30 protein-coding genes and 1 riboswitch are annotated in these 26,977 nt (G+C 53.3%); of the genes, 5 read left to right on the top strand and 25 right to left on the bottom strand.

The features are described from left to right. Positions 1 to 15: 15 nt before the first annotated feature. The 9 genes from NSU01_RS03145 to NSU01_RS03105 all read right to left on the bottom strand — a co-directional run bounded on the left by NSU01_RS03145 (position 16) and on the right by NSU01_RS03105 (position 8,950). Entirely contained in the window at positions 16 to 2,199 is a 2,184-nt protein-coding gene (locus tag NSU01_RS03145; RefSeq protein ID WP_076246240.1) for a glycosyltransferase family 39 protein, read from the bottom strand. Positions 2,200 to 2,460: 261 nt separating this feature from the next. Beyond that, positions 2,461 to 3,006 carry a DUF1697 domain-containing protein gene (locus NSU01_RS03140; RefSeq protein WP_042133295.1) on the bottom strand — a complete coding sequence of 182 codons (546 nt, stop codon included), beginning with the start codon at positions 3,004 to 3,006 and terminating at the stop codon, positions 2,461 to 2,463. A gap of 28 nt (positions 3,007 to 3,034) precedes the next feature. After that, a complete protein-coding gene (locus tag NSU01_RS03135; protein WP_042133294.1) occupies positions 3,035 to 3,850 on the bottom strand; it encodes a phosphotransferase in 816 nt (271 codons plus the stop codon). A 17-nt stretch (positions 3,851 to 3,867) separates the two neighbouring features. Next, a complete protein-coding gene (locus NSU01_RS03130) occupies positions 3,868 to 4,164 on the bottom strand; it encodes an antibiotic biosynthesis monooxygenase (protein WP_039306615.1) in 297 nt (98 codons plus the stop codon). Between the two features lie 15 nt (positions 4,165 to 4,179). Continuing rightward, positions 4,180 to 4,800, bottom strand: coding sequence for a hypothetical protein (locus NSU01_RS03125; protein ID WP_076246237.1), 621 nt, complete (start codon positions 4,798 to 4,800; stop codon positions 4,180 to 4,182). 124 nt (positions 4,801 to 4,924) lie between these two features. Further along, positions 4,925 to 6,019 carry an endospore germination permease gene (locus NSU01_RS03120; RefSeq protein ID WP_076246235.1) on the bottom strand — a complete coding sequence of 365 codons (1,095 nt, stop codon included), beginning with the start codon at positions 6,017 to 6,019 and terminating at the stop codon, positions 4,925 to 4,927. Between the two features lie 26 nt (positions 6,020 to 6,045). Beyond that, positions 6,046 to 6,249, bottom strand: coding sequence for a hypothetical protein (locus NSU01_RS03115; RefSeq protein WP_076246233.1), 204 nt, complete (start codon positions 6,247 to 6,249; stop codon positions 6,046 to 6,048). Positions 6,250 to 6,251: 2 nt separating this feature from the next. Beyond that, the gene (locus NSU01_RS03110; protein ID WP_083705641.1) at positions 6,252 to 7,406 is read right to left on the bottom strand and encodes a Ger(x)C family spore germination protein; all 1,155 of its coding nucleotides are present in this window, start codon (positions 7,404 to 7,406) and stop codon (positions 6,252 to 6,254) included. Continuing rightward, a complete protein-coding gene (locus NSU01_RS03105; RefSeq protein WP_076246230.1) occupies positions 7,403 to 8,950 on the bottom strand; it encodes a spore germination protein in 1,548 nt (515 codons plus the stop codon). Before NSU01_RS03105 ends, NSU01_RS03110 begins: the two co-directional genes overlap by 4 nt. A 279-nt stretch (positions 8,951 to 9,229) precedes the next feature. Between NSU01_RS03105 and NSU01_RS03100 the strand changes: the two genes are divergently transcribed. After that, positions 9,230 to 9,622: an MGMT family protein gene (locus NSU01_RS03100; protein ID WP_076246228.1), complete on the top strand. Its 393-nt coding sequence runs from the start codon at positions 9,230 to 9,232 to the stop codon at positions 9,620 to 9,622. On the opposite strand, the gene NSU01_RS03095 is transcribed toward NSU01_RS03100, so the two are convergent. The 9 genes from NSU01_RS03095 to NSU01_RS03055 all read right to left on the bottom strand — a co-directional run bounded on the left by NSU01_RS03095 (position 9,598) and on the right by NSU01_RS03055 (position 17,827). Further along, positions 9,598 to 10,299: a DUF1361 domain-containing protein gene (locus tag NSU01_RS03095; protein WP_076246226.1), complete on the bottom strand. Its 702-nt coding sequence runs from the start codon at positions 10,297 to 10,299 to the stop codon at positions 9,598 to 9,600. The genes NSU01_RS03100 and NSU01_RS03095 overlap by 25 nt on opposite strands. Positions 10,300 to 10,513: 214 nt before the next feature. Continuing rightward, entirely contained in the window at positions 10,514 to 12,292 is a 1,779-nt protein-coding gene (locus NSU01_RS03090) for a SulP family inorganic anion transporter (RefSeq protein ID WP_076246224.1), read from the bottom strand. Between the two features lie 108 nt (positions 12,293 to 12,400). Continuing rightward, positions 12,401 to 12,727 (bottom strand): metalloregulator ArsR/SmtB family transcription factor, encoded by a 327-nt coding sequence (locus tag NSU01_RS03085; RefSeq protein WP_039306638.1) that lies wholly within the window; start codon positions 12,725 to 12,727, stop codon positions 12,401 to 12,403. A 112-nt stretch (positions 12,728 to 12,839) separates the two neighbouring features. Continuing rightward, positions 12,840 to 13,217, bottom strand: a complete 378-nt coding sequence (locus tag NSU01_RS03080; protein ID WP_076246222.1) for a hypothetical protein — start codon at positions 13,215 to 13,217, stop codon at positions 12,840 to 12,842. Positions 13,218 to 13,282: 65 nt separating this feature from the next. After that, positions 13,283 to 14,911 carry a phosphatidylserine/phosphatidylglycerophosphate/cardiolipin synthase family protein gene (locus NSU01_RS03075; RefSeq protein ID WP_076246219.1) on the bottom strand — a complete coding sequence of 543 codons (1,629 nt, stop codon included), beginning with the start codon at positions 14,909 to 14,911 and terminating at the stop codon, positions 13,283 to 13,285. A gap of 242 nt (positions 14,912 to 15,153) precedes the next feature. Beyond that, complete coding sequence (locus NSU01_RS03070; RefSeq protein WP_076246329.1) at positions 15,154 to 16,341, bottom strand: pyridoxal phosphate-dependent aminotransferase; 1,188 nt, start codon at positions 16,339 to 16,341, stop codon at positions 15,154 to 15,156. A gap of 27 nt (positions 16,342 to 16,368) precedes the next feature. Further along, positions 16,369 to 16,665, bottom strand: coding sequence for a putative quinol monooxygenase (locus NSU01_RS03065; protein WP_076246217.1), 297 nt, complete (start codon positions 16,663 to 16,665; stop codon positions 16,369 to 16,371). Positions 16,666 to 16,723: 58 nt separating this feature from the next. Further along, entirely contained in the window at positions 16,724 to 17,359 is a 636-nt protein-coding gene (locus NSU01_RS03060) for a nitroreductase family protein (protein WP_076246215.1), read from the bottom strand. 39 nt (positions 17,360 to 17,398) lie between these two features. Further along, the gene (locus NSU01_RS03055; RefSeq protein WP_042133283.1) at positions 17,399 to 17,827 is read right to left on the bottom strand and encodes a MarR family transcriptional regulator; all 429 of its coding nucleotides are present in this window, start codon (positions 17,825 to 17,827) and stop codon (positions 17,399 to 17,401) included. Between the two features lie 109 nt (positions 17,828 to 17,936). Here NSU01_RS03055 and NSU01_RS03050 point away from each other — a divergent pair, with 109 nt between their 5' ends. Continuing rightward, on the top strand, positions 17,937 to 18,716 hold the full coding sequence (locus tag NSU01_RS03050; protein ID WP_076246213.1) for a carbon-nitrogen family hydrolase: 780 nt from the start codon (positions 17,937 to 17,939) through the stop codon (positions 18,714 to 18,716). Positions 18,717 to 19,043: 327 nt separating this feature from the next. On the opposite strand, the gene NSU01_RS03045 is transcribed toward NSU01_RS03050, so the two are convergent. Beyond that, complete coding sequence (locus NSU01_RS03045) at positions 19,044 to 19,940, bottom strand: hypothetical protein (RefSeq protein ID WP_076246210.1); 897 nt, start codon at positions 19,938 to 19,940, stop codon at positions 19,044 to 19,046. Positions 19,941 to 20,228: 288 nt separating this feature from the next. Here NSU01_RS03045 and NSU01_RS03040 point away from each other — a divergent pair, with 288 nt between their 5' ends. After that, the gene (locus tag NSU01_RS03040) at positions 20,229 to 21,131 is read left to right on the top strand and encodes a CHAD domain-containing protein (RefSeq protein WP_042133279.1); all 903 of its coding nucleotides are present in this window, start codon (positions 20,229 to 20,231) and stop codon (positions 21,129 to 21,131) included. 178 nt (positions 21,132 to 21,309) lie between these two features. On the opposite strand, the gene NSU01_RS03035 is transcribed toward NSU01_RS03040, so the two are convergent. The 4 genes from NSU01_RS03035 to NSU01_RS03020 form a co-directional block, all read right to left on the bottom strand. After that, positions 21,310 to 21,651, bottom strand: coding sequence for a thioredoxin domain-containing protein (locus NSU01_RS03035; protein WP_076246207.1), 342 nt, complete (start codon positions 21,649 to 21,651; stop codon positions 21,310 to 21,312). 193 nt (positions 21,652 to 21,844) lie between these two features. Then, positions 21,845 to 22,210, bottom strand: a complete 366-nt coding sequence (locus NSU01_RS03030) for a MerR family transcriptional regulator (RefSeq protein ID WP_042133275.1) — start codon at positions 22,208 to 22,210, stop codon at positions 21,845 to 21,847. 136 nt (positions 22,211 to 22,346) lie between these two features. Next, positions 22,347 to 22,982, bottom strand: a complete 636-nt coding sequence (locus NSU01_RS03025; RefSeq protein WP_042133274.1) for a ThuA domain-containing protein — start codon at positions 22,980 to 22,982, stop codon at positions 22,347 to 22,349. Between the two features lie 76 nt (positions 22,983 to 23,058). Then, on the bottom strand, positions 23,059 to 23,781 hold the full coding sequence (locus NSU01_RS03020) for an SDR family NAD(P)-dependent oxidoreductase (RefSeq protein ID WP_076246205.1): 723 nt from the start codon (positions 23,779 to 23,781) through the stop codon (positions 23,059 to 23,061). Positions 23,782 to 24,013: 232 nt separating this feature from the next. Between NSU01_RS03020 and ytxJ the strand changes: the two genes are divergently transcribed. Both ytxJ and NSU01_RS03010 read left to right on the top strand, forming a co-directional pair. After that, complete coding sequence (gene ytxJ / locus NSU01_RS03015; protein WP_039306673.1) at positions 24,014 to 24,340, top strand: bacillithiol system redox-active protein YtxJ; 327 nt, start codon at positions 24,014 to 24,016, stop codon at positions 24,338 to 24,340. Beyond that, positions 24,337 to 24,579: a glutaredoxin family protein gene (locus tag NSU01_RS03010; protein ID WP_042133269.1), complete on the top strand. Its 243-nt coding sequence runs from the start codon at positions 24,337 to 24,339 to the stop codon at positions 24,577 to 24,579. Before ytxJ ends, NSU01_RS03010 begins: the two co-directional genes overlap by 4 nt. Before the next feature lie 72 nt (positions 24,580 to 24,651). On the opposite strand, the gene NSU01_RS03005 is transcribed toward NSU01_RS03010, so the two are convergent. Then, complete coding sequence (locus NSU01_RS03005) at positions 24,652 to 25,674, bottom strand: oxidoreductase (protein WP_076246202.1); 1,023 nt, start codon at positions 25,672 to 25,674, stop codon at positions 24,652 to 24,654. After that, positions 25,671 to 26,072, bottom strand: a complete 402-nt coding sequence (locus NSU01_RS03000) for a MerR family transcriptional regulator (protein WP_076246200.1) — start codon at positions 26,070 to 26,072, stop codon at positions 25,671 to 25,673. The genes NSU01_RS03005 and NSU01_RS03000 overlap by 4 nt, the downstream gene beginning before the upstream one ends. Before the next feature lie 603 nt (positions 26,073 to 26,675). After that, positions 26,676 to 26,845: riboswitch (cyclic di-AMP (ydaO/yuaA leader) on the top strand. Positions 26,846 to 26,977: the final 132 nt, after the last annotated feature.

Raw genomic sequence — 26,977 nt, 5'->3', positions numbered from 1 at the left:
AAATGATGTAGTTACTTAGTTAAGCGTGACCTCGTATAATGTTCCGCCAGCGCCCCCTGATGTTCCCTGCCAGTCTGCGGAAGGAATCTCCGTCCCGTTCTCAGTGATCCAGGATGTAATTTCCGAGCTGCCGCCTCCGCGCCCGCCGCCCATACCGCCGCTGTTGACCAGGAAGTATTTCACCTGGCCGCTCTCTACGAGCGCCTTCAAAGTATCTGTGGTGTAGGGAACGTCTGACGCGTTAAATCCGTTAAGGATGACCACCGATTCGCCTTCGTCGATAATATAGGCACCTGCCGTTCCATAATCCATAGCTGCGAACAGGTATTTCTCACCGGTGTTGTTTTCTTTAAGATAGGCCAGCAGATTCTCATTAACTCCTGCAGCACTATTTCTACCGCCCATGCCGCCAGCACCGCTGCTGTCCGGGCCCGCCGCCGGCGTCATGCTGTTATTGCCGTACGTGATCGGTGTAAAAGCCCAGTAGAGCGGACCGATCAGCAGAACGAGAAGTCCTGTTATAGCAGCGGCATGCAATAAGGATTGCTTATTTGCGCTGGCTTTCAGCAGCCGCAGGATGAGCAGCACTACGGAAGCTGCAACACCCGCTGCCAGGACAACAATGGACCAGCCGCTGCCGATGGTATCGTCATACGGATGGATGATATATACCTCGAGCACCGTTGTTGCGAGTACCGCTGCCGGAAGCAGCCAGGACAGCCACGATGTACGTTCCTTGTAATAGCTCCAGAGCTGTGACCACCCTGCACCTGCCAGCGTCGCAACCGGCGGAGCCATCATGATCAGATAATACTGGTGAAAGAAGCCGGCGATGCTGAAAAAGCCCATGACCGGTACCAGCCAGGCGAGCCAGAACAAGGCCTCCTTATGCTTCCGGGTGAAGTTCTTCCGGCGCAGGCTGGCAAAAATCCCGATGCAGCCGAATAACACGAACGGCAGCAGCCAGCTGGCTTGGCCGGATAACTCTGAATGGAACAGCCGCAACGGGCCGGCGGTACCGGTATTAAACATCCCGCCAGCGCCAGCGCTGCCGTTCATTCCACCCCGTCCGCCTTGGCCGCCGTCCCCGCCGCCCCAATCAACAGACTGACGTCCGCCTCCGCCCGTTCTGCCTCCTCCATCCTGCCCCTGCGTTCCGTCAGCCTGGCCAGGAGCCGTTCCCCGGCCTCCGCCGTCTGCAGCACCGGCTGTTGTGCCACCGCTGCCGCCGCCCTGATCGTCACCGGTTATCCCCGGAGGCAAGCCTTGTCCCTGCTGATTTCCGCTGAACGATCCTCCATCTCCATTCACCGCCGGCATGTCACCGCCAAACTCCGGCATCTGCCCGTTCATTGCGGGCATTCCCCCGCCGCCAAAACCGCCGCCGCTTCCAGTGCCGCCCGTACTGCGGTCACCCGTTAGACGGGAAACCCCGTTATACCCAAAAGCCAGATTAAGTACAGAGTTGGTGCCGCTGCTTCCGATATAAGGACGTTTGTCCGCCGGTATGGAATCAACAATTACCGCCCATGAGAGTGAAACCGCCAGCAGCACTGCGGTGCAGGCGGCCAGAGTCCCGGTCTTCTTCTTCCAGTTGACCCTGGCAGCCAGAATATAGAAGAGATAGAATGCCGGAACAACCATATAGGCCTGCAGCATCTTCTCATTGAAGGCTACACCAATCAGCCCGAATGCAGCCAGTAAGCTGCCCATCCGGCCGGTCCTGATGCCCCTGAACAGAAACCATGCCGCCAGCAGCAAAGTAAACACCAGCAGCGCATCAATATTGTTCGTGCGGCTCACTGCAGCTGCTACCGGTGTAGCCGCCATAGCCAGGGAAGCGAGCCTTGCAGCGGCTTTTCCAAAAGTAGGCTTCACCAGCAGATAGACGATCAAGACCGAACCTACACCGCCCAGTGCCTGAGGCAGAATGACACTCCAGCCATGCAGGCCAAAGGTCAGCGCACTTAGAGTCTGCAGCCAGAACGTTACCGGCGGCTTATCGACAGTTACGGATCCGGCAGAGTCAAGTGAGGCGAAGAAGAAGTTATGGAAACTCTGCAGCATGCTCCCTACTGCCGTAGTGTAGTACGTATTGACATATTGATCATTCCAGATTCCATAGCCGTACAGAACTGCCGCCAGCAGCAGAATACCCAGCAAGACGGCGTCGGAACCCAGCCTTTTTAACCATTTCATAGATTCACCCGCTCCAATCCGTTCTTCTTGACATCCGGTAAGACGCCTTGTTGACCGGCCTTGTCTTTGTATAGGTGTATTATTGCATCCTTACCTTAACTCATAATGAATACTGGCTGAATGTTTGCTGAAACGGTACTGTATAAAAGGGAACGGCAAACACCCCCGCTTAGCCGTCCATGCTGCCTGAGCAGCACTCTAGAGAACGGATGCGGGGGTATACATAAAGCACACAGGGCAATATTCTTAAGCTAATCTTACCTACGGCTTGCGGGCCAGCGCCGTCACCTTACCGAGGGTATTCCAGTTGCGTGCGGTGAGATTCGTGCCCAGCAGCTTATCGAACTGCACTTTGAACAGCGGCGATTCGCTTACACTCACCTCATAGTAAGTGTACATTTCTTTGCCGATCACCCGTACCTGATCCGCTCCATCCTCATAGGGACGAACCTTCTCCAGCGCTTCAGCCGAAGGCTCGTCAGCCAGAAATGATACATACAGGCGTTTGAATTCCTCCGGCTCTGTCAGCGGGAACGGATTGCCGGCAATGACCGCTTCCAGCTCCTCCACGGAACGGATGATCACAGGGACCTCGAAGCCGAAGGTCTCCCGGATACGCTGGCTGATCACTTCGGCAAGCCCTTCGCCGGAAGCCGCTTCACTCTCAAATACCACGTTGCCGCTCTGGATATACGTCCGTACATTCGCATACTGAAGCTCCCCGAACATCGCCTTAAGCTCCTGCATTCTGATCAACTTGTTGCCGCCGACATTAATTCCGCGCAGCAGTGCGATGTATGTATTCATAAGCTCACCTGCTTTCTCTATGAAATGGTTATCGGGCGGAAGGCAATGATCTCAAGCGCTTGCGGATTTCGCGGACCAGCTGTTCCTTCTCTGATACCGGAAGCCACTCCACCAGCCGTGCAGCCGCTACCGGCAGTATCCAGGCTTCAATGTCCGCCCGGGACACCCCTGATAGTCTCATATATTCACGGGTGTATTGGCTCGTCATCCGCTTTCTGGCGAAGCCTAAGAATACTTTGGTGAACAAAGAAGCATGTTTGGGCATGGCTCCTATACTGAACATGACTATGGACCGTGCAGCATCTGCTGCAGGATCTCCTGAAACGGCAGTCATCCAGTCGATAACCCACAGCTGCCCGTCCATCAGCACATTGTCCGGATGGAAATCACCATGACATAGCTTATTCCCGCCTGGAAGCAGCTCCAGCTGAGATAGAATAGGTGCCTTCTCTTCCATATTAAGCATGGGGGCAGCAATAACATTCTGCTTCAGCCGTTTTTTCTGTTCTCCGGCTTCACCCGGGCCTGCAAGCTGATGGAGGCTGTATTGCAGAGCCGCCATCTGCTTGGCGTAGCTGGCAATTAGCCACGGTTTCGCACCCATCAGCTTCAGCAGCGGGGAGCCATGAATCTGCTGAAACACAATGCCCTTTCTGCCCTCTTCCGCGGCAAGCTCAACCGGCCGCGGGGTACGCACTCCCTGTTCATAGGCATAGGTACTGATGTGGTATTCCCAGTCCACATGATGCTCCGGCACCTCATTCAGATAGAGCTTAAGAATCGTTCCTTCGCCATACTCCATAACTTCCGCAGTCCGGCCTTTACCGATTACTTTCCCCAACATACTGCGCTTCCTTTCCTCTAATCCAGAATGATACGGGTATAATGCTCAACTACAGGGAATGGGCTGTAATAATGATGCAGCAGCGCTTTCCACTTCTGATACTGGGCGGATTCTCTGAACCCCACCGTATGGTCCTCCAGGCTGCGCCATCTGACAATCAGCAGATATTTATGGTCGTCCTCCATACAGTGCTGCAGCTCATGCCCCAAATAACCGTCAATCGAGGCAATCAGCGGGGATGCCTCCCTGAAGCTCTGCTCAAACTGCCGGGTCAATCCCGGCTTTACCTGCAGCATTGCCGCTTCTGTAATCATGCTCTCATCTCCCTCTTAAAGTGAATCGCGGAAAAACTCATGATAGAAATTAATAATGACCAGCAGCACGGCCAGTGACTCGTTGACACTGCCTACCTCCAAAGAATGGTTGGCATCATCAATCCTGTACACCCGCACCTGCTTCAGGCCGCTGAGCTCGGCAGAATGCTGCTCCGTGAACAGCGGATCACTCCCGCCGTAAATAATGCTTCCCCGGCTCTGCTTAATGTACGGGATACTTTCAGCAACAGGGGTGAGGAACAGATGGGAAACCTTCTCTCCTATTCCTGTCTCTGAAGCTACCTTGCCGGCGATCACTGTCCCCATGCTTTTGCTGATGAACAGCAGCTGCTCATACTCCGGAAGCGAAGCAAGCGCCACCTTGCATTCCTCTGCGACAATGTCAATTTCTTCACGTTTGAAGGGCGCCCGTGCACTTTGGTATCCATATTCCAGCAGCAGCAGATCACAGCCGTATTCCCGGGCCAGCTTGCCCGCATACTCCAGCAACGGACGCTCTGCGGAATAATTCTGCCCCGGGAACACCACGGCCAGCGACTTGGAGCCTTGTGCCACATACTTATGTCTGACTTCCCTGCCCCAATGTGAGGACATTACGATGCTGGATACACTCATCTATTCTCACGCCTTTCGTTATCCTCTTCTACAACATGATTCTCTGCCTATCATTATAGCCAACTTCCGCGCAGGTTGAAAATAAATAGCCCCGCAACGCGGGGCTGTGGAGGGATGGCATAGCTCATATGGATTTGCTGCTCTTTCTGCGGGAGAGAATCTCTGCTGCAATCCACAGCATAACTGGAATAACCACCTGGAACGGGAGGGCATACACTTTGTAGATGTGATAAGCAAAATACTGCATTTCCATAATATCCTTATAGATGAAATCGGATAGATACACCATGATGAGCCCCATCTGGAGTACAACCGACCGGTAGCTCTTCAGCTTGAATAATTTGCTGACTCCATTACAGGTTACATACAGGCAGAGGCTGACTTTTATGAATAGCGCCGTGACAAATACGATGGCCGCCGAACCTTCAATGCGGGTCAGGAAATCACCAATGTTAATCCTGCTGACTGCCACATAAGACGGAAAATACAGGCTTGAAAGGATATCAGGCCCCAGCACCAGCAAATTGCGCAGCGTAACAAAGATAATGATGATCCCGGCAATCAGCGAACCGCTTACCAGCACCCGTGTGGCAGAGCCTTTGGCCGGAAGCACATTGAAGGCGCCCAGGAAGATCACAATTTCGGCAAAGGGAAACGTGAAGGAGCCTGCTGTATCTGCAAATACAGGACCCCATCCACTATCCAGCAGCGGCTTCATATGATGGTATTCGAACTTGGGAACAGAGAGCAGTTGTATGAGGACAATGACAATGAACGAGAATAGCAGCAGAAATTTGGCGCTTCTGCCGAGCACCTCCATCCCCGCATTCACAACCCAGATGCAGAGCAGTCCGATCATGAGCATCGGGGCAATCATTGGCGTGGAGGTTAAGGCCACCGTCTTGCTGAACTCCCCGAAATTACGCAGCACCAGCGCTCCCAGGTGAAGAGCATACCATATATACAGGCAGGAAAGCACCCGCCCGAAGACTGCTCCGAAGACAGCGATCAGCATATCGTACAGATCCTTGCCCGGAAAAAGCACATGGAGTCTCGCATAGATCAGCATGAGCGGTACAGCCAGCGATATCGCAAAAATGATAGCAATCCAGCTGCTGTTGCCGGACTGCCCTGATGTGCCCATGAACAGTGAACTGCCGCTGATAAATAACACAGCTATGCTGATGGACTGACCCGCCGGTATAATCTCTTTGCTCATGGAATTCCCACCTTCAGGAGTGTGCTCTAGTATAGCCTCTTAATTAAGTCTACAATCAGCGGGGACGGGCTGGGAATCTCCCAGTGCATCGACAGCGCGAAAGCCAGGGAGAAGGAGATCAGGTACAGCGTAGAACAGACAAAGAAATCCCGCTTCATGCCCCGCTTCAGCAGTCCGTAGGGATCAAAGATGGCTACAAACACATAGATCATCACAATGTAAATGACCATGACTAATCCCCCAGCCTAATCGCACGCGTTGTTTTGGCACTGCTCTGAATTTCGACTTTGGAGCTGACCGTCACATCCAGATCAGCGAATGCTTCGGGCCAGTGATCCTTGACCTTAGCCCAAATCTTGGGCTGATTCTCATGAACATTCTCGCCAAAGGCAAAAATATCGGCATCGTACTCCTGCTGGACTTTATGGATTAAGGCAAGAATATCTGCCTCCATACGCTCACTAGCCCTTTTCTCAATATCCTGAATAGTTTCTCCTTTCATGAAGCCCTCAACAGTCATGACTTCATCCAGTCCGGTTTGGGTCAGAGTTTCGATCTGCATCTGCAGCCTGCCTTCGGCCATCCGGGGCTTCAGTTTCGTTTGATTCGAAATAATCTCCAAGGAGTAGGACGGCGTTCCATGTTTATCCTCAATATCCAGCACACCGCCTGTTACTAAGTTTTTGACAAATAACATACTCTTCGTCTCATCTCCGTCCAGCTTACCCACCATTCTGTCCCTTACAAATACAGCAGTACCTTCCACACGTTCATTCTTCTGGTTATTTTTCACATGGATATTAACCATCGGCGCTACCGAATTATTCCCAAGGGTCTCCAGCTTGTCGATGAAATCCCAGATTTCCACAGTGGGTGCACTGCTGATATACTTCTCATCCCGCATCATCTGGGCTAATTCAAACGACATAATCGCTTGCGTCGTACTGTTCAGATTAAGAACCTCGCGGGCCGTCTTCTCTCCGGAGACGAAAATAAATACATCTGATCTTGTCTCCGTATCTCTGCTGTACCAGTCAATCGCTTTGATGAGCCCTTCTCTGGCAACCTCTTCGCTGACAATAATGGCTTTGGCATGGCTCCAGAACAGCTTTTTGCCGGTTATGGAGATGATATTGCGGACGATCTCAAACATCGTATCCCCGCTGAGACTAATCATCTTGAACCCTGCCTGCGTTTTATCCAGACCTCCGTTGGTATCAACCAGCTCCACAGTGAGGAGCAGCTTGCCGTCCGCCTTGTTCTTGTCGATCGCTACTCCTGCTACGATGGACATATCATCCACCTCGGTATAATTCCAGCACCCGGAAATGCTGAACAGCAGCAGCACAGAGACTAGCACGAACAGGACTCTGCGCAAGGTGCTCATGGCCGCTTCACCCGCTTATTAGAGGGCTTCCGCTTCATATTCCGCGCTCCGATCACTGCAGGCCGCAGATACATATCCCACCAGGGCGCACGGATTGCCGTGTCCTTAATATCCTGCGGCCTGATCGAGCCTACTCCGAGCATATAGGAGACTCCGAAGGAGCGCAGGCTCATCAGATGAATCACCAGACCCAGCAGCCCGAAGAAATATCCGTATATCCCCAGAAAAAAAGCGATAAACAGCAGGGCAAGCCTGACTATAATCAAAGGGCCTGTCAGCCTTGGATTCAGCAGTGTCGTTATTCCCGTCAGTCCTACCATGATAACCATTGGTGCACTGACAATCCGCGCATCTACTGCAGCCTGACCCAGCACCAGCGCCCCTACGATACTGACAGCCTGCCCTATTGAGGTCGGAATCCGCGCCCCCGCTTCACGCAGCACCTCGAAGATGGTCAGCATGAGCAGCGCCTCAACGATCGTAGGAAAGGGGACGGATTGCCTTGCGGTCGCAATGCTTAACAGCAGCAGCGTAGGAACCATTTCCTGCGCGTAGGTTACAAGTGCAACGTACCCGGCTGGAATACTAATTGACATGAAAGCTCCCAGCACTCTGAGCAGACGGTTGAAGGAAGCAAAATAATAATTGATATAGTAATCTTCACTGGCCTGGAAGTTCTCCACGAAAACATACGGCAGCGTCAAGGCAAACGGGGTACCTTCAATGAGCACAGCGATTCTGCCCTCCATGATTTTGCTCACCAGAGCATCCGGCCGTTCGGTATTGCCGATCGTCTCGAATGGGGAATAGGGCTCATCGCGGATAAGCTCAGCCAAATACCCCGTATCCAGGATGGAATCAATCTCCACCCGCTCCAGCCGGCTGTAGAGCTCTTTAAGAATATCGGGTGAAGCCAGGCTCTCCATGTAGCAGATGCAGGTCTGTGTCTTCGTACGCGTCCCGATGTCAGTGAACACAAATTTCAGATCGGAGTTCTGTACCCTGCGCCGGATAAGGGTGAGATTGACGAGCAGGGATTCGGTGAACCCCTCTCTGGGGCCCCGGACGGCTTTTTCCGTGGTAGGCTCTTCTATGGCCCTGGTCTCCCAGCCTTGGGCATTGATATTTAGGGCTCCTGCGTAGCCATCGAGCAGGAATACTGTTTTGCCGCTGACTACAGCACCAACCAGCTCCTCCAGTTTCGTGGACACCATAATGTCACTGATATTGATAACTTCCATGCGGATTTTTTCCATCAGCTCTGCGGGATTGCTGCTCTCTTCATCTGTGAATTGATAGGCCATGAACGGCTTGGTAATCCCATTCTGTATAAGATCACGGTCAATCATTCCATCCACGTAGATCAATCCGCAGCGGATGGGCATGCTATGCTTATTCTCAATCACACGAATTCTCAGGGTTCCATCGTTACTGAAAATCTTCCGGAACAGAGCCAGCGTATCATCCAGCGAAGGACTTAACGGCTGGGAAGATGATATTTTGCCGTCAGCTTCATTGTCTATTGCAGCATCCTCGCTCTTCACAGCAGTCACTCCTGTCACATTTCTATTGCTCTGATTATCCCCCGTCTCTCTAACTCCTATTCGCCATAATTATGCTGTAGAGGAAGAACTCAGGCTTAGGCAGCGCACAGCAAATATCCCCTGTCTGTACAGACAGGGGCTTGGCCGGGCGGGACCGGGAGGATACTATCAGGCTATCGCGGTTGCTCCTTCCCGGCAGATGCTCTATACGGCGCTTTATGTTATGGTTGTTCTAAGTACATACAGCGGATGATTCTGTTATAGACAAGGAGCCTGTACATGACGCCATTCACCAAAAGAGTGATCACCATTATTCAGTCCATTCCGGAAGGGTCCGTCATGACCTATGGCGGAATTGCCCGCGCGGCCGGAAGCCCCCGGGGAGCCAGGCAGGTGGTGCGTATTCTGCACTCTATGAGCAGGAAGTACAAGCTGCCATGGCACAGGGTCATCAATTCCAAAGGAATGATCTCGCTCACCGAAGACGAATCCGGCTCACTGCAGCAGCTGTACCTGCTGGGTGAAGGGATTATTTTTGATGAGCGGGGTGTGATTGATCTTGAACGTTACCAGTATCACCCAGGACCCGGGCTGGAGCTGGAATTAAAGCTGGAGCCGGAGCAGGATTTCAACCCTGACCCTGAAGATCATCTTCTGCCGCCCTTCGAATAAGCTTTGCCGCTCCCGCTGGCAAGTCCGTTCAGCAGACAATAGAGCGTGGCATAAATCACCAGCAGCACAAAGGCTACGAATAAGCTGAAGAATACGGACTGCTGGTTCAGGCTGTCCTTAACCAGCTGGTACAGCTGGTGGCGGTCTGTCAGCACATCCCAGCTGTTCAGGCGGTAGACTCTGCCCAGCAGAACGCCATAACCGCCCATTACGCAGGCAAAGAGCACGAAGATCCAGGACAGCACCCCATTGGTTTTGCGGTAGATCACATGCTGGAACTGGTACAGGGAGAAGAATCCGGTCAGCCAGCCGCTCCAGGTGAACAAGAGCAGGGTGGTCAGATCGTACCAGTACCGGTTCTGGATTGTCCCGCCTACGATGTATTTGCTTTTGCGGATGGTTAAATGCACGAGGTCAGTCATAATATAGGGCGCATTCGGGAAAAAGAGCAGCCAGGCTATGCCAAGCGGCAGAATCAGCAGCCCCCCAATCTTCCGCTTATCCAGCTCATGCGCTGCCATGGAGAAGAAGAACGGCACCCAGGCCAGAAACAGATTCCAGAGCAGAAAAGCATAGAACGTATCGGTCTGCAGCGAAACTACGCGATATACGGCAAGTGTTGCCGCCGTCATTCCAGCCAGAAGTATAAATACCTTCGAATAATTCAGTTCCTTCATGAGGGAATACTCTCCTTACCCTGTTATAGTCCAGTTATGTACACTCCGGCAAAATCCGGTTCGTTCTCTCTAATTGTACAAATATGGAACCGCTTAGTCCAACATTGTATGCAGCAGCTATAAAAACAGCCCGGACGCGTGGATGTCCGGGCTGGAGCTGTTGCTATTGTTCCTATTAATGAAAATCTGGATTAACAGGACCGGATTCCGGTCTCTATACCCCGCCGCTCAGCTTCCTGGCGACAGCCGGAGTACGCCCTTTGAAGGCTGCGCTGCGCGGGTATGCCTCATCAAGCCCTGAGAATGCGCTGCATTCTCTGAAGGCAGCATGCTTGCAGCCCAGGCAACGGCTGTAATCAATGCTTCCCAGCGCTTCATTGATCGCTTCCCCTGTATGATCATAGAACTGGGCAGCCCCGATTCTGTCATACAGACCTGTCTTCTTCAGCAGATCCAGCGGCTGGCTCTGGATACCGGAGATCATCAGTCTTCCGCCATCCGCGTGCAGCTGCTTCACCAGGCCAGCCAGATTGGCTTCACCGGTGGTGTCCATTAGCGGCACCTTCCCCATGCGGAGCAGAATGACCTTCGGCTGATCCGGCCCCAGTCCCGGCATGGTACTGTCGAAGCGGTAGGCTGCCCCGAAGAACAGCGGTCCTTCGACATTATAGATTCCGATCTGCGGACAATCGTGGCTGTCCGTCACCATATGTGCCTCAACCTTCACGGAGGAAGGGTCAGGCAGTACTTTGGAGACCATGTGTACTTCTCCCATCCGCTTCACGAAGAGTATCACCGCGAGCACCAGCCCCACCTCTACCGCCAGCGTCAGATCCGCAAACACAGTCAGCAGGAAAGTAATGAACAGCACCAGTGAATCGCCCGTCTTCAGCTTAAGCAGGTGAAGGAATTCCTTGCGTTCACTCATGTTCCAGGCCACGACCATCAGGATCGGGGCCATCGCGGCCAGCGGAATGCTGGAGGCATAGGGTGCGAATAACAGCAGGATCAGAAACACAACAACGCCGTGAATGATACCGGAGAGCGGCGAAGCCGCACCGCTGCGGATATTGGTTGCCGTTCTGGCGATCGCCCCGGTCGCTGGTATTCCGCCGAACAACGGCGCAGCAATGTTGGCGATCCCCTGGCCGACCAGCTCGCGGTTGCTGTCATGGCGGCTGCCTGACATGCCATCGGCGACTACTGCGGACAGCAGCGACTCAATGGCGCCCAGCATCGCAATGATGAAGGCCGGGCGGATAAGCAGCCTGATCTTCTCCCAGGTAATGACCGGGAAATGAAAGCTCGGCAATGTATTCGGGATATCCCCGTAAGCTGAACCGATGGTAGTCACCTTGCCGCTGAAGAATAAGGCAGCAATGACCGTAGCGCAGAGCAGCCCGATCAGAGAACCGGGCACCTTCGGCGCGAAGCGCATCCCCAGCACTACGACAGCCAGACAAATCGCCGCAGTCAGAATACTGTACAGATTGATTGTCGAGATATGGGCGCCGATCTCTTTCATATTGTCCAGAAAGCTCTCATGCCGCTCCATATCCCTTAGTCCGAGAAAGTTGGCGATCTGCCCGCTGAAGATAATAACGGCAATTCCTGCCGTGAACCCGATTGTCACCGGCTTCGGAATGAACTTGATCAGCACCCCGAGCCGCAGAACGCCCATCACCACGAGAATGACCCCGGCCATCATTCCGGCAATCAGCAGATTCTCGTACCCGTACTGCATGGCAATCGCGAATAAAATAGGAATAAACGCACCCGTAGGCCCGCCAATCTGAAACTTTGTACCGCCGAATAAGGAAATGAGAATACCGGCTACTATGGTCGTGTAAATTCCGTACTCCGGTTTCACACCGGAGGCAATAGCAAATGCCATCCCCAAGGGGATGGCAATCACGCCGACGATCGTCCCTGAAATGATATCCTTGCGCAGAGAAGCAATATTGTAGCCTTTAAAACGGCCCCACCCTGTCATCATTTAACCTTCTTTTCTTTAAATATCTGATTATTTGAATATAAGAACCACATTACTCCTGCCTGCCGTTCTTGTCAACGGGGTAATCCGCCCCCCGGGAAGCCGGGGTCATTCGCTGCGGATGCCTTCAAGCAGGGAGATGGTGTTCACAAGGTGATTGTCGAATATTTGTTTGGCTACAGCCAGAAGGTCTTTGATCAGAGGATCACGGAGGGCATAAATTACGGTGGTTCCTTCTTTGACACTGGCCACTACGTTCTTGGCACGGAGTACGGCCAACTGCTGGGATACGGCAGAACCTTCCGAGCCGAGGATCGCCTGCAGCTCATTCACATTCTTCTCGCCTTCGCTGAGCAGCTCCAGAATGCGGATCCGCATCGGATGAGCCAGCGCCTTGAAGAATTCCGTCTTAAATTGTTGAATATCGCTGTTCATGGGACTTCTGCTCCTCTTGCTATACTTTTTAATGTATATTATCTTAGCTCATTTAGCCGAAGGTGGCTACGCCGGAGCAGGAAATAGTTAGTCCGGCATACGCCCCGCAGGCTCAAGGAGTGACAGGGTACAGCTTGATCTCCCCGGTCCTGATCTCCACGAATCCGCCCAGCGCCATTGGTTCACCCAGACACTCGAACATGATTACATCGCGGCCAAGCCGCAGATAACCGGTTCCGTCTTCCTCTATATTCTCCAGAATACCCGTCAATATGACAACATTCCCGTCCATACGTATCTCACAACGGCCTCCATGCGCCGGCACAATATCCACCCAGCGCATGAACAGCGGGGGCAGCTCAAATTCAGCCCCGCAGATCTCCCCGGCAGCCACAGCGGCGCCGCACCAGGTTCCTCTGCCCTCACCGAATTCGCATGCGAAGAGTACCTCATTCTTCTTCAGGCTTGTCCCAAGTATATTTATATTCATCCTCATTAGCTCCATCTTCATATGTTATACCGCTCATTATACATGACATGGGGCCAGCAGACATATCAGGTGTAATTCTGCGTCGCCTTGTTCAGATACGTGCTGGGATGCAGCCAGGGATGTTTGAAGAATTCGTGCTTGTCGCTGATTTTACGGGACACCCCAAGATCATAATCAATCATCCGTTTCACCTTGTCTGCGAACGGCTCACTCTTAACCAGCATTCCCATTTCGAAATCATGGCAGGCGCTTCGTTCGTTGATATTATACGAGCCGTGGAATACAGCCCGCGCTCTGTGGTCATAAGTGATTTTCCAGTGGGAGAAGCGTTCTGTAAAGCTGTAGTCATAGAAGGACACCCCATTGCAAAAAGGAATGTACATATTGCTGCGCACCGCCGCCTTGTTCGTAGGATGATCATTGACCTCAAGCGGATTGCATATCGAGATATGGCGGGAACACTCCGGTCCAACTTCACCGAGCCGGTCCCAGAAAGCCTGGTCGATCAGATAAGGATTCACAATAATAGTCTCTTCGGCGGCATACGTAAGCAAATCCAGATAATACTGCTGAATCAGATTCACCGGATTTCCGGGAAAACTTAGAAAGAGCGTGCATTCTTCCCCGCCGAATTCATAGTTTGCCGCTGGGTGGTAGAACGGGTCTTCCACCTCAAAGTGATCTCCTCCAAGCAGAAGCCATCTGGCGTGAAAAGCCTCATTCAGCGGCCGGGCAGCCTCCCCTTGAATCCGGAAGCAGCCGTCATGCCACTCCTCTTCCCTGGAGGGAATCCCAAGCGGGCGTCCGTCAATCTGTTCAGTTGCCGACTCCCGGATAGGCGTTGCAAAAGTATACTGGTCACCGATATTGAGACTTCCTATAATGGACGTTGTTCCGTCAATGACCATAAATTTACGGTGATCGATCACATTCAGCCCGGTAATTTTGACATCCTCCTGCACCTTGTCCTGCAGAAAGAGGATACTCTCAGGGACGCCCTGAGACTTCAGTTCCTCACGCTTCACTGCCCATTCCGCAGCAGCGTAGCAGGAATGAAATGTATCCTTCAGCCGGGCTCCAGCCTGCTCAAGGACTGCTGCAATCTCGGAGAATCTTCCTACTTCAAGATTGCTTCCGTATCCCAAGGCGGTGACGGTGTAATTCACCAGCATCCGGACCTCTACTCCCCGCTGAAGCGCATGAAGCAGCTCCGAGGCGATTAGCTTTCCCGAATGGTCATTGAAGAACAGCATCACGGACAGATGGATATAACGCTGTGCATTGCGGATCTCTTCCAGCAGCATCTCCAGGCATTGCGGCCCGTTCACATATGGATCCACCTTGTTATGCCTTGTAGTCTGCGGCGCCAGCGCTCTAAGCTTGCCGGAATCCAGGCCGGACACGGCTGATGCGAGCTGCTCAAGCAGCTCCGGGCTGAATCCGGGAAGCTCCTCCAGCTGCCGGACATCGGTGATCACCCCCCCATGCTGTGCCTGCCGGTAAGCACGGACAGCAGCGCTGTCCAGAATAGGCTCAATAATAGAATCGGCGGCGTCCGTGTTCTTAGCGATAGTTCTTAAATAGCCGCCGGATATCCGGTAATTCACGTAATCCGCGAGATCCTGCCGAAGCCGTTCATCCCACTGCGCTGCAGGTAATTGCGGCAGTTGCTTGTTCCTATGTATGTTTCCCATTCGATCCCCTCATCCCTTTCATTCCCCACTCTCTTCAGGTCCCGCCTGCGCGTTACAGCTCGTGTAAGGGTAAGCTTAGATACCCGGCACGCCTGTTTTATAAACGTTCCGCTTCTTAGCATTATTTTCTTCCGCCTCCCGCTGCGGGATGCCAAAGGGGAAACCCCGGCAGCCGTTAAGACTGCCGGGGTTTCCCCGTAGTGAGTGTGTATATTAGCTAGTTTAATAGGAGAGCTACATAATTATAGCCCGGAGGGCTGAAAAAGCTTCAGCGCGGCAATCCGCTCTACCGCTTCCGCAAGCCGGGCCTCCTCACTGACCAGCCCCACCCGCACATATCCTTCGCCATAGGCTCCGAAGCCGATGCCTGGCGCTACCACCACATGTGCTTCATCAAGCAGCAGGTCAGCGAAGCTCTGCGAGGTATAGCCTGCAGGAACCGGGAGCCAGGCGAAGAAGGAGCCGCGGGGGGCTTCCACTTCCCAGCCGATGCTGCGCAGACCCTGAATCAGGACATTACGCCGCGCTTCATAGCGGGCCACATTCGCCTGTACCGGGGCCTGCGGGCCAAGCAATGCCGTTCTGGCTGCCTCCTGCACCGCGCCGAACAGGCTGACATACATATGATCCTGCAGCAGGTTAAGGCTCTCGATCACGCTGGCATTCCCTACGGCGAACGCGACGCGCCAGCCGGCCATATTGTAGGTTTTGGACAACGTATAGATTTCGATGCCATTCTCCTTCGCACCCGGGGTCTGGAGATAGCTCCGCGGCTTCTGCCCTTCATAACCAATGGCGGCGTAGGCAAAATCATGCACCACGCAAATGTTGTGATCCGATGCGAACTGCACCGTTTCCCTGAAGAAATCCGCGGTCGCCACAGCTCCCGTAGGATTATTCGGATAGTTCAGGAACATCAGCTTCGCCTTCGCGGCGGCTTCCGGGCTGATGCTGCCATAATCGGGCAAAAACCCGCGTTCTGCCGTCAGCGGCATCATCTCCATAACAGCCCGTGCCAGCTCAATCCCCGACCAATAGTCCGGATAACCGGGATCAGGCACCAGCGCCGTATCCCCCGGATTGAGCAGACACTGCACCACCTCAACCAGACCGGTCTTGCCGCCGAACAGAATGGCGACTTCACGTCCCGGTTCAAGCTCTACTCCATATTCCCGCAGGTAGAACTCGGCCACGGCTTCCTTGAGGTAGGTATGGCCGCGAAACGGCGGATATTTATGATTCAGAGGGTTCACTGCGGCCAGCTGGAGGGACTCCACGATATGGGCCGGTGTAGGCATGTCCGGATTGCCTTGCCCCAGATTGATTACGTCATGCCCTTCGGCAGCAACGGCTCCGGCTCTGGCGACAAGCGCGGCGAAGAATTGCCTGGGCAGAGATTTCAGCATTTGTGAAGGTTCAAAACGATTCACGGGCATGCTCCCCTCTTCAAACCGGAATTATTTGCTCAATTCCTCAGCGTTATACAGCTTAACATCCAGCGGTGCAGTCAGGAATTCTCCTGCTTTGGCGGCGAAGCCGGTGAAATGCGGACTTGTATTATGGGCAGCTACAGCCGCCTGGTCACGCCAGATTTCGACCATGATGTAGGTATTTCCGTCCGCTGTATGCTTATACAATTCATATGAGATGTTGCCTTCTTCTTCGTGGGTTGCAGCAACCAGAGTCTTCGCGACTTCAAGGAACTCCTGCTCACGTGCGGGATTTACCTGAAGCAATGCGTGAATAATAATCATTTAGTATTCCTCCTAAGTTTCTTGAATATTAACTCAATGGTCCAGTATTATCCAATATTTATTTCCACTGGGCAACAGTGTCAACCGGCAGACGGACGGATGCATAGCCTTCTTCAACCGCTTTGCCGATCGATATCAGCATGACCGGAATATAACGCTCTTTGTCCATATCAAACAATTCCGCAATCTGATCCTTCTCGAATCCGCCGATCGCGTTCGTGTCATAGCCATGGGCACGGGCTGCCAGCATCAATTGCATCGAGACCAGACCGGCATCAATCAATACCGTTTCTCTGTTTACGTCCGCAGGTAGCTTCGCGAAGTGGGCACCCAGAGAGGCCAGCTGTCTTTCTTTTACCTCAGCAGGCATCAGTCCGCGTTCTACAGCCGTTCCGTAGATTTCCTCAGCATAGTCGAAGTTGTTCAGATCACCAAATACGGCAATCATTGCTGCGGAGGTTTCTACCTGAAGCTGATTAAATTTGGCAATGGTGGCCAGCTTGGCCTTGGCTTCCTGGCTTTCGATGATAAGGAAACGCCAAGGCTGCATATTAACGGAGGAAGGGGCCAGAGTCGCTTCAGTAAGGATCTCAGTCATTTCCTCTTTGCTGATTTTAACAGATGTATCGTATTTGCGGATTGAGCGGCGTCCTGTAATAATGCTTGTGAAATCGTTGTTTCTGGTTGTGATCATGAATAATAAGCTCCTTTATGGTTTGATTATAGGTGACGGCTACAGTAAATTAATATTATATTGCAGCCGGGTAAGCATCTCTGCGAGTACGGTGCGTTCCTGTTCATTGAACCCGGTAAGCAGTTCGCTGATGAAGCGGGTCTTCTCTTCCCGGTAGGAATTAATATGTTCCCGGCCGTGATCGGTCAGGGAGACGAGGGTGACCCTGTTATCGGCAGGATTATTCCGGCGGGCAATCATTCCGCTGTCTTCAAGTCCTCTCAAGTGGCGGGTGACTGCTGCGGCATCGATATCGAGTGTCTTTTGCAGCGAAATCTGGCTGATCTCGGAGACTCGAAACAATTCCTGGAGAAGGCGGAACCGGGTGGGTGTAATGCCCGCACAGCGCTCGAACTTCGGGCTGATTCCCTTATGCAGCGCCTGCAGCAGCTCAAAGATTGTATCTTCATCGGGCAGATGTTCTGTCAAAATTAACCCCCTTACGCAAATATATTGTGCAAAATCTTTTTGACAAACCTTACTTTACACCGTAATCGTTGACCCGTCAACTAATAAAATTAAAGAGGAGTTTGCCCGTATGAAAATAGCCCTGATTCAGCTCGATATAGCATTTGGCAATCCGGAGGTGAATTATGCTGCGGCAGAACGCAAAATTCGCGAAGCCGCCGCCGGTAACCCGGACTGCATAATCCTTCCCGAATTATGGACGACCGGCTACGATCTGACCCGGCTGGACGAGATCGCAGATCACGGGGGCCGCACTGCGGGGACCCTGATATCCGGTCTGGCCCGGAAATACGGGATTAATATCGTCGCCGGCTCTGTCGCCGTGAGGCAGGATACCGGGATTACCAATAGCATGTTCGTCTTCGACCGTACCGGAGCACCCGCCGGGCAGTACAGCAAGCTGCATCTGTTCAAGCTGATGGATGAGCATCTCTACCTCCAGCCCGGGTCAGCCAAAGGACTGTTCAAGCTGGACGGCACCTTATGCGCCGGATTAATCTGCTATGATATCCGCTTCCCCGAATGGGTCCGTGTTCATATGGCGGAGGGCGCTGAAGTGCTGTTCATCAGCGCAGAATGGCCGCTGCCCCGCTTATCCCACTGGCGGGCGCTGCTAATCAGCCGGGCGATTGAGAACCAGTGCTACGTGGTGGCCTGCAACCGCTCCGGTTCTGATCCGGCCAACATCTTCGGCGGCCATTCCATGATTATTGACCCTTGGGGAGAGATTGTGAGCGAGGCTTCCGGCAGCGAAGAGATTCTCAGCGGCGAGATCGACCTCGCCAGGGTGCGGGAAGTACGCGGGCAGATCCCGGTCTTCTCCGACCGGCGGCCAGAGCTGTATCTGTAGGGCAGATAAGACGCCCTCTCCAGGGATTCAGGGGCACTTCTGCCCCTCATTTCCACCAAATGTCCGCTTCCCTCCAATTCAGGGGCACTTCTGCCCCTCATTTCCGCCAAATGCCCTCCCACCAACCAATTTAAAGGGATTTTTCCCTCTATCTCTCCAAACAGCAAAAAGCACAGGCGAATTTAGCTCGCCTGCACTCGTCTGCATTTACCTGCACCCTTCTCGTGTGCACCTGCCTGCACCCTTCTCGTATGCACCTGCCTGCACTCTTCAATGACCGCCCGCTCTCCACGCTTCCCAGGACTCCCGTTACATTGCGCGCTTGCTTCAGCGCGCATACCTCTCCCGCAGCACACGCGCCGCCTCCAGCACACTCGGATCGCCGTACTGCAGGCTGTAGCCGGTCTCCTGCTGCAGGCGTTCCGCCGGCTTCAGCAGTGTGCCCCGGCGGGCAACCGCCTGCCGGATGCCTGCGGTGAAGACTGCGGCCGAATCCGGGCCGCCAAGCTCCCCGAGCGCGGCGATCGTCTCCGGACGCACGCGGGGATAGTCCAGCGATTCGTCCCCGTCCGCTGCCTCTGCATAGAAGCTGCGGATGAGTTCTCCGCGCGCAAGCCCGGAGCCGGACACGACAACAAACGCGTGGACGAAGTACGCGTTGCTCTGTCTCCGCTGGGCGATGCCGCAGAACTTGCGGCCGCCGATGGACAGATCGAAGTCACCGGGGCAATACGACCCGGTGACTTCTTCGGCACGGATCAGCGCCGCCGCCTGCGGATGGCTCACAGCTACGGCTTCGGCAATCAGCGAAGCCAGCAGCCGGAAATCATCGTGAAAGTCCAGCTTGCCCGGACTTTTGGGCAGCAGCAGGGACACATTGATGATCCCGGCATCCAGCGGCACTGCTGCGCCGCCTGAATGCCGGACCGCCGTGCGGATTCCCTGCTCCTCAAGCGCCTGCATCGCCGCCCCCGCACGGGGCAGCTTGCTGTCCCGCAGCCCCAGCGCCACACCGCCCTGGTGGCTCCAAAGATGCAGTACCGGCGGAACCTGTCCGGCTCCGACATCCCGGCACAGCATTTCCTCGAAGGCAAACGGAACCAGCATATCCTGCCCGGATTCCGTTTCCTCCGCTTCCCCGCTCAAATGCGTGAAGAGCAGCATATCTTCAGGCAGCCTGCCCGCCACTCCATTTTCCAGCACATTATAAGGTTCACTTCTCATTCAGATTGCCTGCGAGTCCCACTGACTACCTTCTTTCCCGGATACGGCAGGCCGGGCACCACGCTGATCCCGCAAGTCACGCTGCGTATTCCGATGTATTGTAATTACACTTTCTTAATTAGTCCTATTGTAACCGATCTCCGCCCTGGCCGCGAAGCCCCTGGTATATGAACTCTGTATTTGAAATGGCGGCTGGAACCCGTTATCCTTAGAGGATAAGAAGATAATCCCAGCCATAAGAATCGCGTTGAAGCTCATGCTATACACAACCCTTAGGAGTGATGCCGCATGACAACCGAACAACTGACAAAGGACAGGCAACTAAGCAAGGCCAGACAATGGGAGCAGGCAATGAACAAGCTGTATATCAACTTCCGGGACTACAGCCAAGATGTGCTGAAGGGCTTCGGAGATGAAGATATTCATCAGGCCAGAGTCAACAGCCGCAAGCTGCTGACGCTCCTGTCCATTCTTGATCCGGGCCATTCGGCTACGGAAGAGTTGTACAGCACATTCAAGCAGGCACAGAAGAAGCTCGGCAAGGTAAGGGACGCAGATGTACTGATCGCATCGTTCAAGGAACGGCGCAAGGCCGCCAAAGAGGCGGGTGATGTCAAAACCGCCGAACTGCTCACAGCAGTAATCAAACACCAGAAGGCCAAGCGGAAGACATTCCGCAAGAAGCTGGAGGATGCGCTTCCCAAGCTGACCGGCAAGGCCCTAGACGCGCAGTGGACCCCTTTTATCGATACACAGCTGGAGCCGCTCGCCGCCAAGAAAGATGCCAATGTGGTCATGCGCGAGCTTGAAGTCGCTTTTGAACAGAAGAAAAAAGCCTGCAAGACCCTGTTCAAGGGGCCTGAGGCTGAATCGAAGGAAGCCTTCGAAGCGCTCCATGAGCTGCGGATTGCCGCCAAGCATCTGCGCTATACCGCTAATGCGGCCGCTTTTGCGCTGAATCAGAAATTCCATGCCCACGAGGCCATCTACAAGGATATTCAAGAGCAGCTCGGGGTGATTAATGATAAGCGCGTGTGGCTCGAAACACTGAATTCCATTGGACGTGAAGAGCTGGATGTCGGTAAAAAAACATGGGCGGCGTTCACCGAAAGTCTGCGCGCAGAGGTACTGGAAGCATTGCACCAGAATGAGGTTGTCCCTGTAGTTCCTGGAGCAGAGAGCACGAAATAGCGGCATTATATATATTCCCGAAAATACAAAGGCAGGACGCTGCATGATCCTCATGCGGCATCCTGCCTTAATTCTTGGGCTGCGAGTGCCAGGAAACGCTGCCTGGGAAGAATCGCGGGCCTGTGCTCCACGATATCCGCGGCAAAGCGGCGCTCCCGCCCCTCCCCGTTACAATACGTTAAAGAGTACCGCGCACCGCTCCGGCAACTTTGTTCAATACACCCTGATATAAGGATTTCGGCCGCAGGCCGACCAGCTTCTCCACAGGTTGGCCTCCGCTGTATACGATCACTGTCGGCATGCTCATCACACCGGCTTCCGATGCAAGCTCCGGCAGTTCATCGCAGTCCACCTTAATCATGCTCACGTCATCCCCGTATTCGGAATTCAGTTCTTCCAGAATCGGCAGCAGGGTTCTGCAAGGCGGACACCAGGACGCACCGTAATCCACCAGCACGGTTCCGCCAGCCTTCAGCTGTTCACGCACAGCTCCGGCGTTATCGGCAATTATCATAGCCATCTCAAGCCCTCCTTCAACTCTCAAATGATTAACCTCAATTATATAAGCTGAACTTAAGATACTAACTTAAAGCTTAGTCGTCACTACGGTGAATATTTGGACTTCCGGACGCTATCGCTCCTACAGTTCCAGAATCCCCCTTCGATCCTTCTAGCTTCTTGTTATTTTCTTCTATTCATCTTATCGATCCGCCTTATTCCTCTTCATTCTGCTGCTCATGCAGAATTGAAGCCATCCGGTCCTGCAGGTTCAGCTTGATCTGATTCAGCTCAATCAGCTGGCGTTCAATCTCCTCCAGCTTGCTGCGGTACAGCGGCATTACTTCTGCACAGAACGCCTCTTTATTCTTAAGGACACAGTTCAGGAATCCGGCAATCTCTTCTGTCGACAAGCCAAGATTCAAATACAGCTTAATCGTCTCCACCGTATCCACGGCAAGCGGAGAGTATTCACGATACCCGTTGTCCTGGCGCAGCGGTTTGATCAGTCCCTGACGCTCATAATATCGCAATGAACGGACGCTTACGCCCGTAAGTGTGGCTAATTCACCTATTTTCATGGTATCCTCCCCGGGGTTCATGAGAAATGGTCTACACTCAGTATAAACCCTGACACTAGTGTCAGGGTCAAGGTGTTTTTTCAGAATAAACAAAAAAACCAGCCTAAGCATAACTTAAGCTGGCCTCCACATTATCTTACAGCAGTCCCGCTGCCCATAACCCGCCTCTGCGGATCATCTGCCGGAACGGCTCTACCGAGAAGGAAGGCAGATGATGGCCAGGCATCAGGTAGACTACCCGCCCTTGTCCGAATTCATGGCACCAGGCCGCCTGCCGCATAGCCCCTCCATGGGGATATTCTGCGAGAATGGTTGATTCGAAATATGGCAGCTGCTCAAAATAGTACGGCTCATCCTCAATTACAAAGTCATTGATGCCCTGCATAATCGGATGCTCCCGGCTGGAAATCGTCATATGAAGCGCGGTATAGTCCGGATGGTGGGTGAAATGGGCGCCCAGCATTACGCCGAGCTCCTGATTGCGCTGCAGGGAGATCCCGTTATGCACTACGAGCAGACCGCCGCCCCCAGCCACATAAGACAGCAGTGCACCGCTCTGCGCAGCGGATAATTTCTCATCAGAGAATTCAGTATAGGAGACCACCAGCTTGCAGTCCGACAATTGTTCCTTGTTCATCAGCCCGTAATCCTCAGTCGATACGACCTGAAGCTCCGGCTCCAGCAGCTGCTCGATCTCACGGTCTACTCCCGTGAACGGATGATATTTAACCTCGGTATAGCTGCCAAACGCAAGTGCTTTGAAGGAAGTCATTGCATTCACACCTCTCTTGTGCAAAGTTGATCATCTATTATTGCTTAATCCATTATCCCACAAAAGTCCGCTGCTGTTACCAGGGCCAGAGATTGCCGTCCAGATCGATGTACACCGGTTCCTCGCCCAGATATTTCTTATGATCCTGTACGATATTCATGATCTTATACGCTGATTCCTCCGGGGGAATCGGTGCTTCCATATTCTTCTCTCCGCTCATATAAGACTGCAGCCAGCCGGGATGAAAGACCATCACCTGTCCGCCCAGCTTACGCAGATGATTGTGCATCAGCGAGGACTGCATATTCAGCGCCGCCTTCGACATGCAGTAGCCGTACATATTAATTCTTTTGTTCCGGCTGATACTGCCTGCCTCTGAGGAGATGTTAATAATTAGCCGCTGCTTGCCCTGCAGAAGCAATCCCATCAACGCGTTGCTCACCCGGAGTGCGCCGAGCGTATTCACATTATAGAGCTGCGCCATAGCCTCATCATCCATATCCACGAGCATTGTAGCATTGTCCGCCTGGTGGATAATACCGGCATTGTTGATAATAATATCGATGTGTCCTGTACTGCCGGCAATACTCCGCGCTGCCTCTTTCACGCTCTCTGCGCTGCCGATATCAAGAGGGACCAGCATCAGCGTGTCCTGGTATTGCGCTTTCAGAACCTCCAGTGCCTCCACTTCCGGTAAATACCGGCCGGCAAACACTGTGTATTTATTCTCAAGAAGAAAGCGTACCAGATAAAACCCGAGCCCGCGGTCGGCACCGGTTACAAAAGCGACCCTTTTCATGAATTGCACACCCCCTCATACCTGCTTATTTATGCGCAGAGCGTTGCTGCATCACTCTCACATTAGCATGGCAATAGGGCTTAATCAACATCCCGTAAGGGAGGGGGATAAGCCTGCTGAACATTCTTTTGCTTTAATTTTGAACTATGTTACAATCAAGAATAATAGTTGTTAACAACACAATTGTTGACAAGATGCTTTCTAAATTCTATTCCAGGAAGGTGATCCTCTGATGTCTATTCAACAAATCCATACACTGGATGAACTGCAACAATACGTAGGGCAACCCGGCAAAAAATTGCTCTTCAAGCACAGCACCACCTGCCCGATCAGTGCCAAAGCAAATGAGGAGTTCCAGGCCTATACACAGAATTCTGACACGCCTGCCGCCATTGTACATGTCATCGAAGACCGTCCGGTCTCCAATCAGATTGCCGAGGATTTCGGGATTAAGCATGAATCGCCGCAGATTTTCCTGCTGGAGGATGGTGAGGTCCGCTGGAACACTTCCCACTGGAAAATCACCCGTGGCGCCATCAAGGAAGCTGTGGAGCAATGAGCCAGAACGTAATCATCTATTCCACATCCGGCTGCAGCGACTGCAATCAGGTGAAGCAGCTGCTTGAGAGCAAGGGCATTCCCTTCGAAGTCAGAGATGTGATGACCAGTACCGTCTATCAGGAAGAAGTCGAGAAGCTGGGCTTCATGGGTGTTCCAGTCACCGTATCCGGAGACCGGGCTGTCAAGGGCTTCAATCTTCCTGAGCTTCAGGAGCTTATTGAGGCAGCGGTACAGTAAGGATTCAGTCAGTTATGCAAAATGGTGCCGCCCTCTTTACAGGGCCGGCACCATTTTTGTCGTTCAGATCTGTCAGGTCGGGAATGTAACCCCCGTCATAGCTTCACTCAGCTCCCACAGCGTCAGAGCGTTGCCCGGATCAATCGCCCAGTCCTGCACCCCAGGCTGGTGCGAATCCCCGGACTCCGCTACAGGAGCGATGTCAGCATCCTCGCAATACACGCCGCCCTTGCCGTCGAGCAGCGGACTCACCGCGCACCAGACACTGGTCGCGGCTCCCTGCTGGACCGTCTTCATATGACTTGTACGCCCGGCCGGAATGCGGTTGCCCGCTTCATCCAGCGCCCCCATGCCGCGCAGCTCGTCATCCGACAGATGCCGGGCCAGATCGGTCAGGATGCTGCCGGGATGCACGGAGAATGCCCGGACACCATGTGCTTGCCCGCGTTTGTCCAGTTCAAGGGCGAACAGCACATTGGCGGACTTCGACTGGCCGTAGGCTGTCCATTTCTCATAGGCTCTACGCTCAAAATTCACGTCTGCGAAATCAACACCGGCAATGCGATGGCCGCGTGAAGATACGGAGACTACCCGCGCGCCTCCGCCCTGCACCAGCGCCGGCCAGAGCCGGGCCGCCAGCTGGAAATGCCCCAGATGGTTGGTCGCGAACTGCGCTTCGTACCCGCGGCTGTCGCGGGCCAGCGGCGAGGCCATGATGCCTGCGCTGTGAATCAGCATATGCAGCGGCCGGCCGGAGTCCAGGAACCGCTGCGCGAAGGCATCCACAGATGCCGGGTCCAGCAAATCCAGCGCCTCCAGCTCGACACCGGGAATCCCGGCAAGGGCAAGCCGGGCCTTCTCCGGTGTCCGAACGGGAACTATCACAGTGGCCCCCGCGGCAGCCAGGACACGTGTGGTCTCCAGGCCCAGGCCGGAGTAGCCGCCGGTCACGACCGCTATTTTACCGCTCAGATTATGGCCTTGGATTACTTGCTCTGCCGTAGTGTCCGGCCCAAACCCCGAAGGAATCGGGTGCTGCTTAACTTTCGCGTGATTCAACTCTTTGTTCGTGTCCTGATTCAACCCAGTATTCATTCCTCGTTCCTCCTCTGTTCCATTTCCGCGATGAACCTGCCGTCCTTAAGCTCCCGGAAGTTCTTCAGCTTGTATTTCATAAGCTCCAGTGCCGCCGTAAGTTCCGTGAGCTGCTCTTCAATCAACGTTTTATGCCTGTCCAGCACACTGTAGCATTCCTCGTAGTCCTCTTCCGCTGAAGCCCTGATATATTCTTGAATGGTGCGCAGTGGCATATGGGTTCTTTTGAGAATAGCGACGAAATGCACCCGGTCCAGCTCACGCCTGCTGTATGCCCGCTGGCCGTTCTCCTTGCGGCTTGCCGGGGGCAGGAGCTTGATTTTCTCATAATAGCGGATGGTATCCTGGCTGAGTCCTGTCCGCTCTGCTACCTCGGTGATCGTAAAAACAGGCTCCATTGGCTGCTGGCCTCCTTCCTAATCTAGCTTCTTAATCCAGCTTCTTAGTTTGGCTTTCAGTCTTGGTAATTTACTGACCGTCTGCCCTTACAGATTCAAATAATAATCCCTGGAGTAGGGTCCAAGTCAAGCATTCGGGAAGCGGGAATTAGGCCCTCCCGGATGTATGGTTTGTGCGGCTAGAAAGGTACACTTTTCGTAGAATCAGGCTCTAACTCAGGTACAAATTGTAAACCGCCATAATTACTCTAATAACACATTCACGAATCTATTTGCCAGACGGGTAACGCTTACTTCATCTTCAATCTCTCATTATCTCCCGATTACTCACTAATACGCCATTTCACAAAAAATCAATATCGACGGCGTTTCCGGTCTAACGCATTAATATTTCCGGAGTTCCCTCACCGCTGCCTCCCAAAAATAAAAAACGGCGATTGAGCGAGATAAACGGATGATAATCGGCCACATATATGGTTTTAGTCTCCAATATTCCTCGCGAAGCAGCAATTTATTGCAAATCCGGCGCAGAAGCACTCTTTTCCATTTTTACAAAGACAATCCTGAAAGGGTATGATTCGTGTTGAAAGTTACCAGCGATAATGTGAATGCACGCTGAATTTCCGCCAAGCGGAAAACGGGGGAACCATCAGGCCGCAGGCCTACTTGGGGTGAATCCGAAGGAGACTTCAATTACGCAGTCTCAAAAGGTAGGGCGACTCTCACCGTCCGAATCCGACAGCTAACCCCGTAAGCGTAAAGAGAGAGATCTTGATCCGCCACGATTTTGCCCCAGGCTTCTTACGCCTGTAACAAAACCGCAGCAGAGGTCCTCCTCTGTCTGCGGTTTTTTGCGCACTTATTCCGGCGGATCAGCATTTCGGCAAACCTATCAACTACATATC

Origin of the sequence: Paenibacillus sp. FSL H8-0259, from assembly GCF_037963255.1 — a bacterium.
In the GTDB taxonomy this organism is placed as follows: Bacteria; Bacillota; Bacilli; order Paenibacillales; family Paenibacillaceae; genus Paenibacillus_AQ; species Paenibacillus_AQ phytohabitans.
Note: the sequence above shows the minus strand (reverse complement) of the source record. Positions and strands in the feature narration are given on the sequence as shown.

Coding starts and splice junctions, on each gene's coding strand:
- NSU01_RS03145 (WP_076246240.1), bottom strand. CDS start 2,199: ATGAAATGGTTAAAAAGGCTGGGTTCCGACGCCGTCTTGCTGGGTATT.
- NSU01_RS03140 (WP_042133295.1), bottom strand. CDS start 3,006: ATGAATACATACATCGCACTGCTGCGCGGAATTAATGTCGGCGGCAAC.
- NSU01_RS03135 (WP_042133294.1), bottom strand. CDS start 3,850: ATGTTGGGGAAAGTAATCGGTAAAGGCCGGACTGCGGAAGTTATGGAG.
- NSU01_RS03130 (WP_039306615.1), bottom strand. CDS start 4,164: ATGATTACAGAAGCGGCAATGCTGCAGGTAAAGCCGGGATTGACCCGG.
- NSU01_RS03125 (WP_076246237.1), bottom strand. CDS start 4,800: ATGAGTGTATCCAGCATCGTAATGTCCTCACATTGGGGCAGGGAAGTC.
- NSU01_RS03120 (WP_076246235.1), bottom strand. CDS start 6,019: ATGAGCAAAGAGATTATACCGGCGGGTCAGTCCATCAGCATAGCTGTG.
- NSU01_RS03115 (WP_076246233.1), bottom strand. CDS start 6,249: ATGGTCATTTACATTGTGATGATCTATGTGTTTGTAGCCATCTTTGAT.
- NSU01_RS03110 (WP_083705641.1), bottom strand. CDS start 7,406: ATGAGCACCTTGCGCAGAGTCCTGTTCGTGCTAGTCTCTGTGCTGCTG.
- NSU01_RS03100 (WP_076246228.1), top strand. CDS start 9,230: ATGACGCCATTCACCAAAAGAGTGATCACCATTATTCAGTCCATTCCG.
- NSU01_RS03095 (WP_076246226.1), bottom strand. CDS start 10,299: ATGAAGGAACTGAATTATTCGAAGGTATTTATACTTCTGGCTGGAATG.
- NSU01_RS03090 (WP_076246224.1), bottom strand. CDS start 12,292: ATGACAGGGTGGGGCCGTTTTAAAGGCTACAATATTGCTTCTCTGCGC.
- NSU01_RS03085 (WP_039306638.1), bottom strand. CDS start 12,727: ATGAACAGCGATATTCAACAATTTAAGACGGAATTCTTCAAGGCGCTG.
- NSU01_RS03080 (WP_076246222.1), bottom strand. CDS start 13,217: ATGAATATAAATATACTTGGGACAAGCCTGAAGAAGAATGAGGTACTC.
- NSU01_RS03075 (WP_076246219.1), bottom strand. CDS start 14,911: ATGGGAAACATACATAGGAACAAGCAACTGCCGCAATTACCTGCAGCG.
- NSU01_RS03065 (WP_076246217.1), bottom strand. CDS start 16,665: ATGATTATTATTCACGCATTGCTTCAGGTAAATCCCGCACGTGAGCAG.
- NSU01_RS03060 (WP_076246215.1), bottom strand. CDS start 17,359: ATGATCACAACCAGAAACAACGATTTCACAAGCATTATTACAGGACGC.
- NSU01_RS03050 (WP_076246213.1), top strand. CDS start 17,937: ATGAAAATAGCCCTGATTCAGCTCGATATAGCATTTGGCAATCCGGAG.
- NSU01_RS03045 (WP_076246210.1), bottom strand. CDS start 19,940: ATGAGAAGTGAACCTTATAATGTGCTGGAAAATGGAGTGGCGGGCAGG.
- NSU01_RS03040 (WP_042133279.1), top strand. CDS start 20,229: ATGACAACCGAACAACTGACAAAGGACAGGCAACTAAGCAAGGCCAGA.
- NSU01_RS03035 (WP_076246207.1), bottom strand. CDS start 21,651: ATGGCTATGATAATTGCCGATAACGCCGGAGCTGTGCGTGAACAGCTG.
- NSU01_RS03030 (WP_042133275.1), bottom strand. CDS start 22,210: ATGAAAATAGGTGAATTAGCCACACTTACGGGCGTAAGCGTCCGTTCA.
- NSU01_RS03025 (WP_042133274.1), bottom strand. CDS start 22,982: ATGACTTCCTTCAAAGCACTTGCGTTTGGCAGCTATACCGAGGTTAAA.
- NSU01_RS03020 (WP_076246205.1), bottom strand. CDS start 23,781: ATGAAAAGGGTCGCTTTTGTAACCGGTGCCGACCGCGGGCTCGGGTTT.
- ytxJ (WP_039306673.1), top strand. CDS start 24,014: ATGTCTATTCAACAAATCCATACACTGGATGAACTGCAACAATACGTA.
- NSU01_RS03010 (WP_042133269.1), top strand. CDS start 24,337: ATGAGCCAGAACGTAATCATCTATTCCACATCCGGCTGCAGCGACTGC.
- NSU01_RS03005 (WP_076246202.1), bottom strand. CDS start 25,674: ATGAATACTGGGTTGAATCAGGACACGAACAAAGAGTTGAATCACGCG.
- NSU01_RS03000 (WP_076246200.1), bottom strand. CDS start 26,072: ATGGAGCCTGTTTTTACGATCACCGAGGTAGCAGAGCGGACAGGACTC.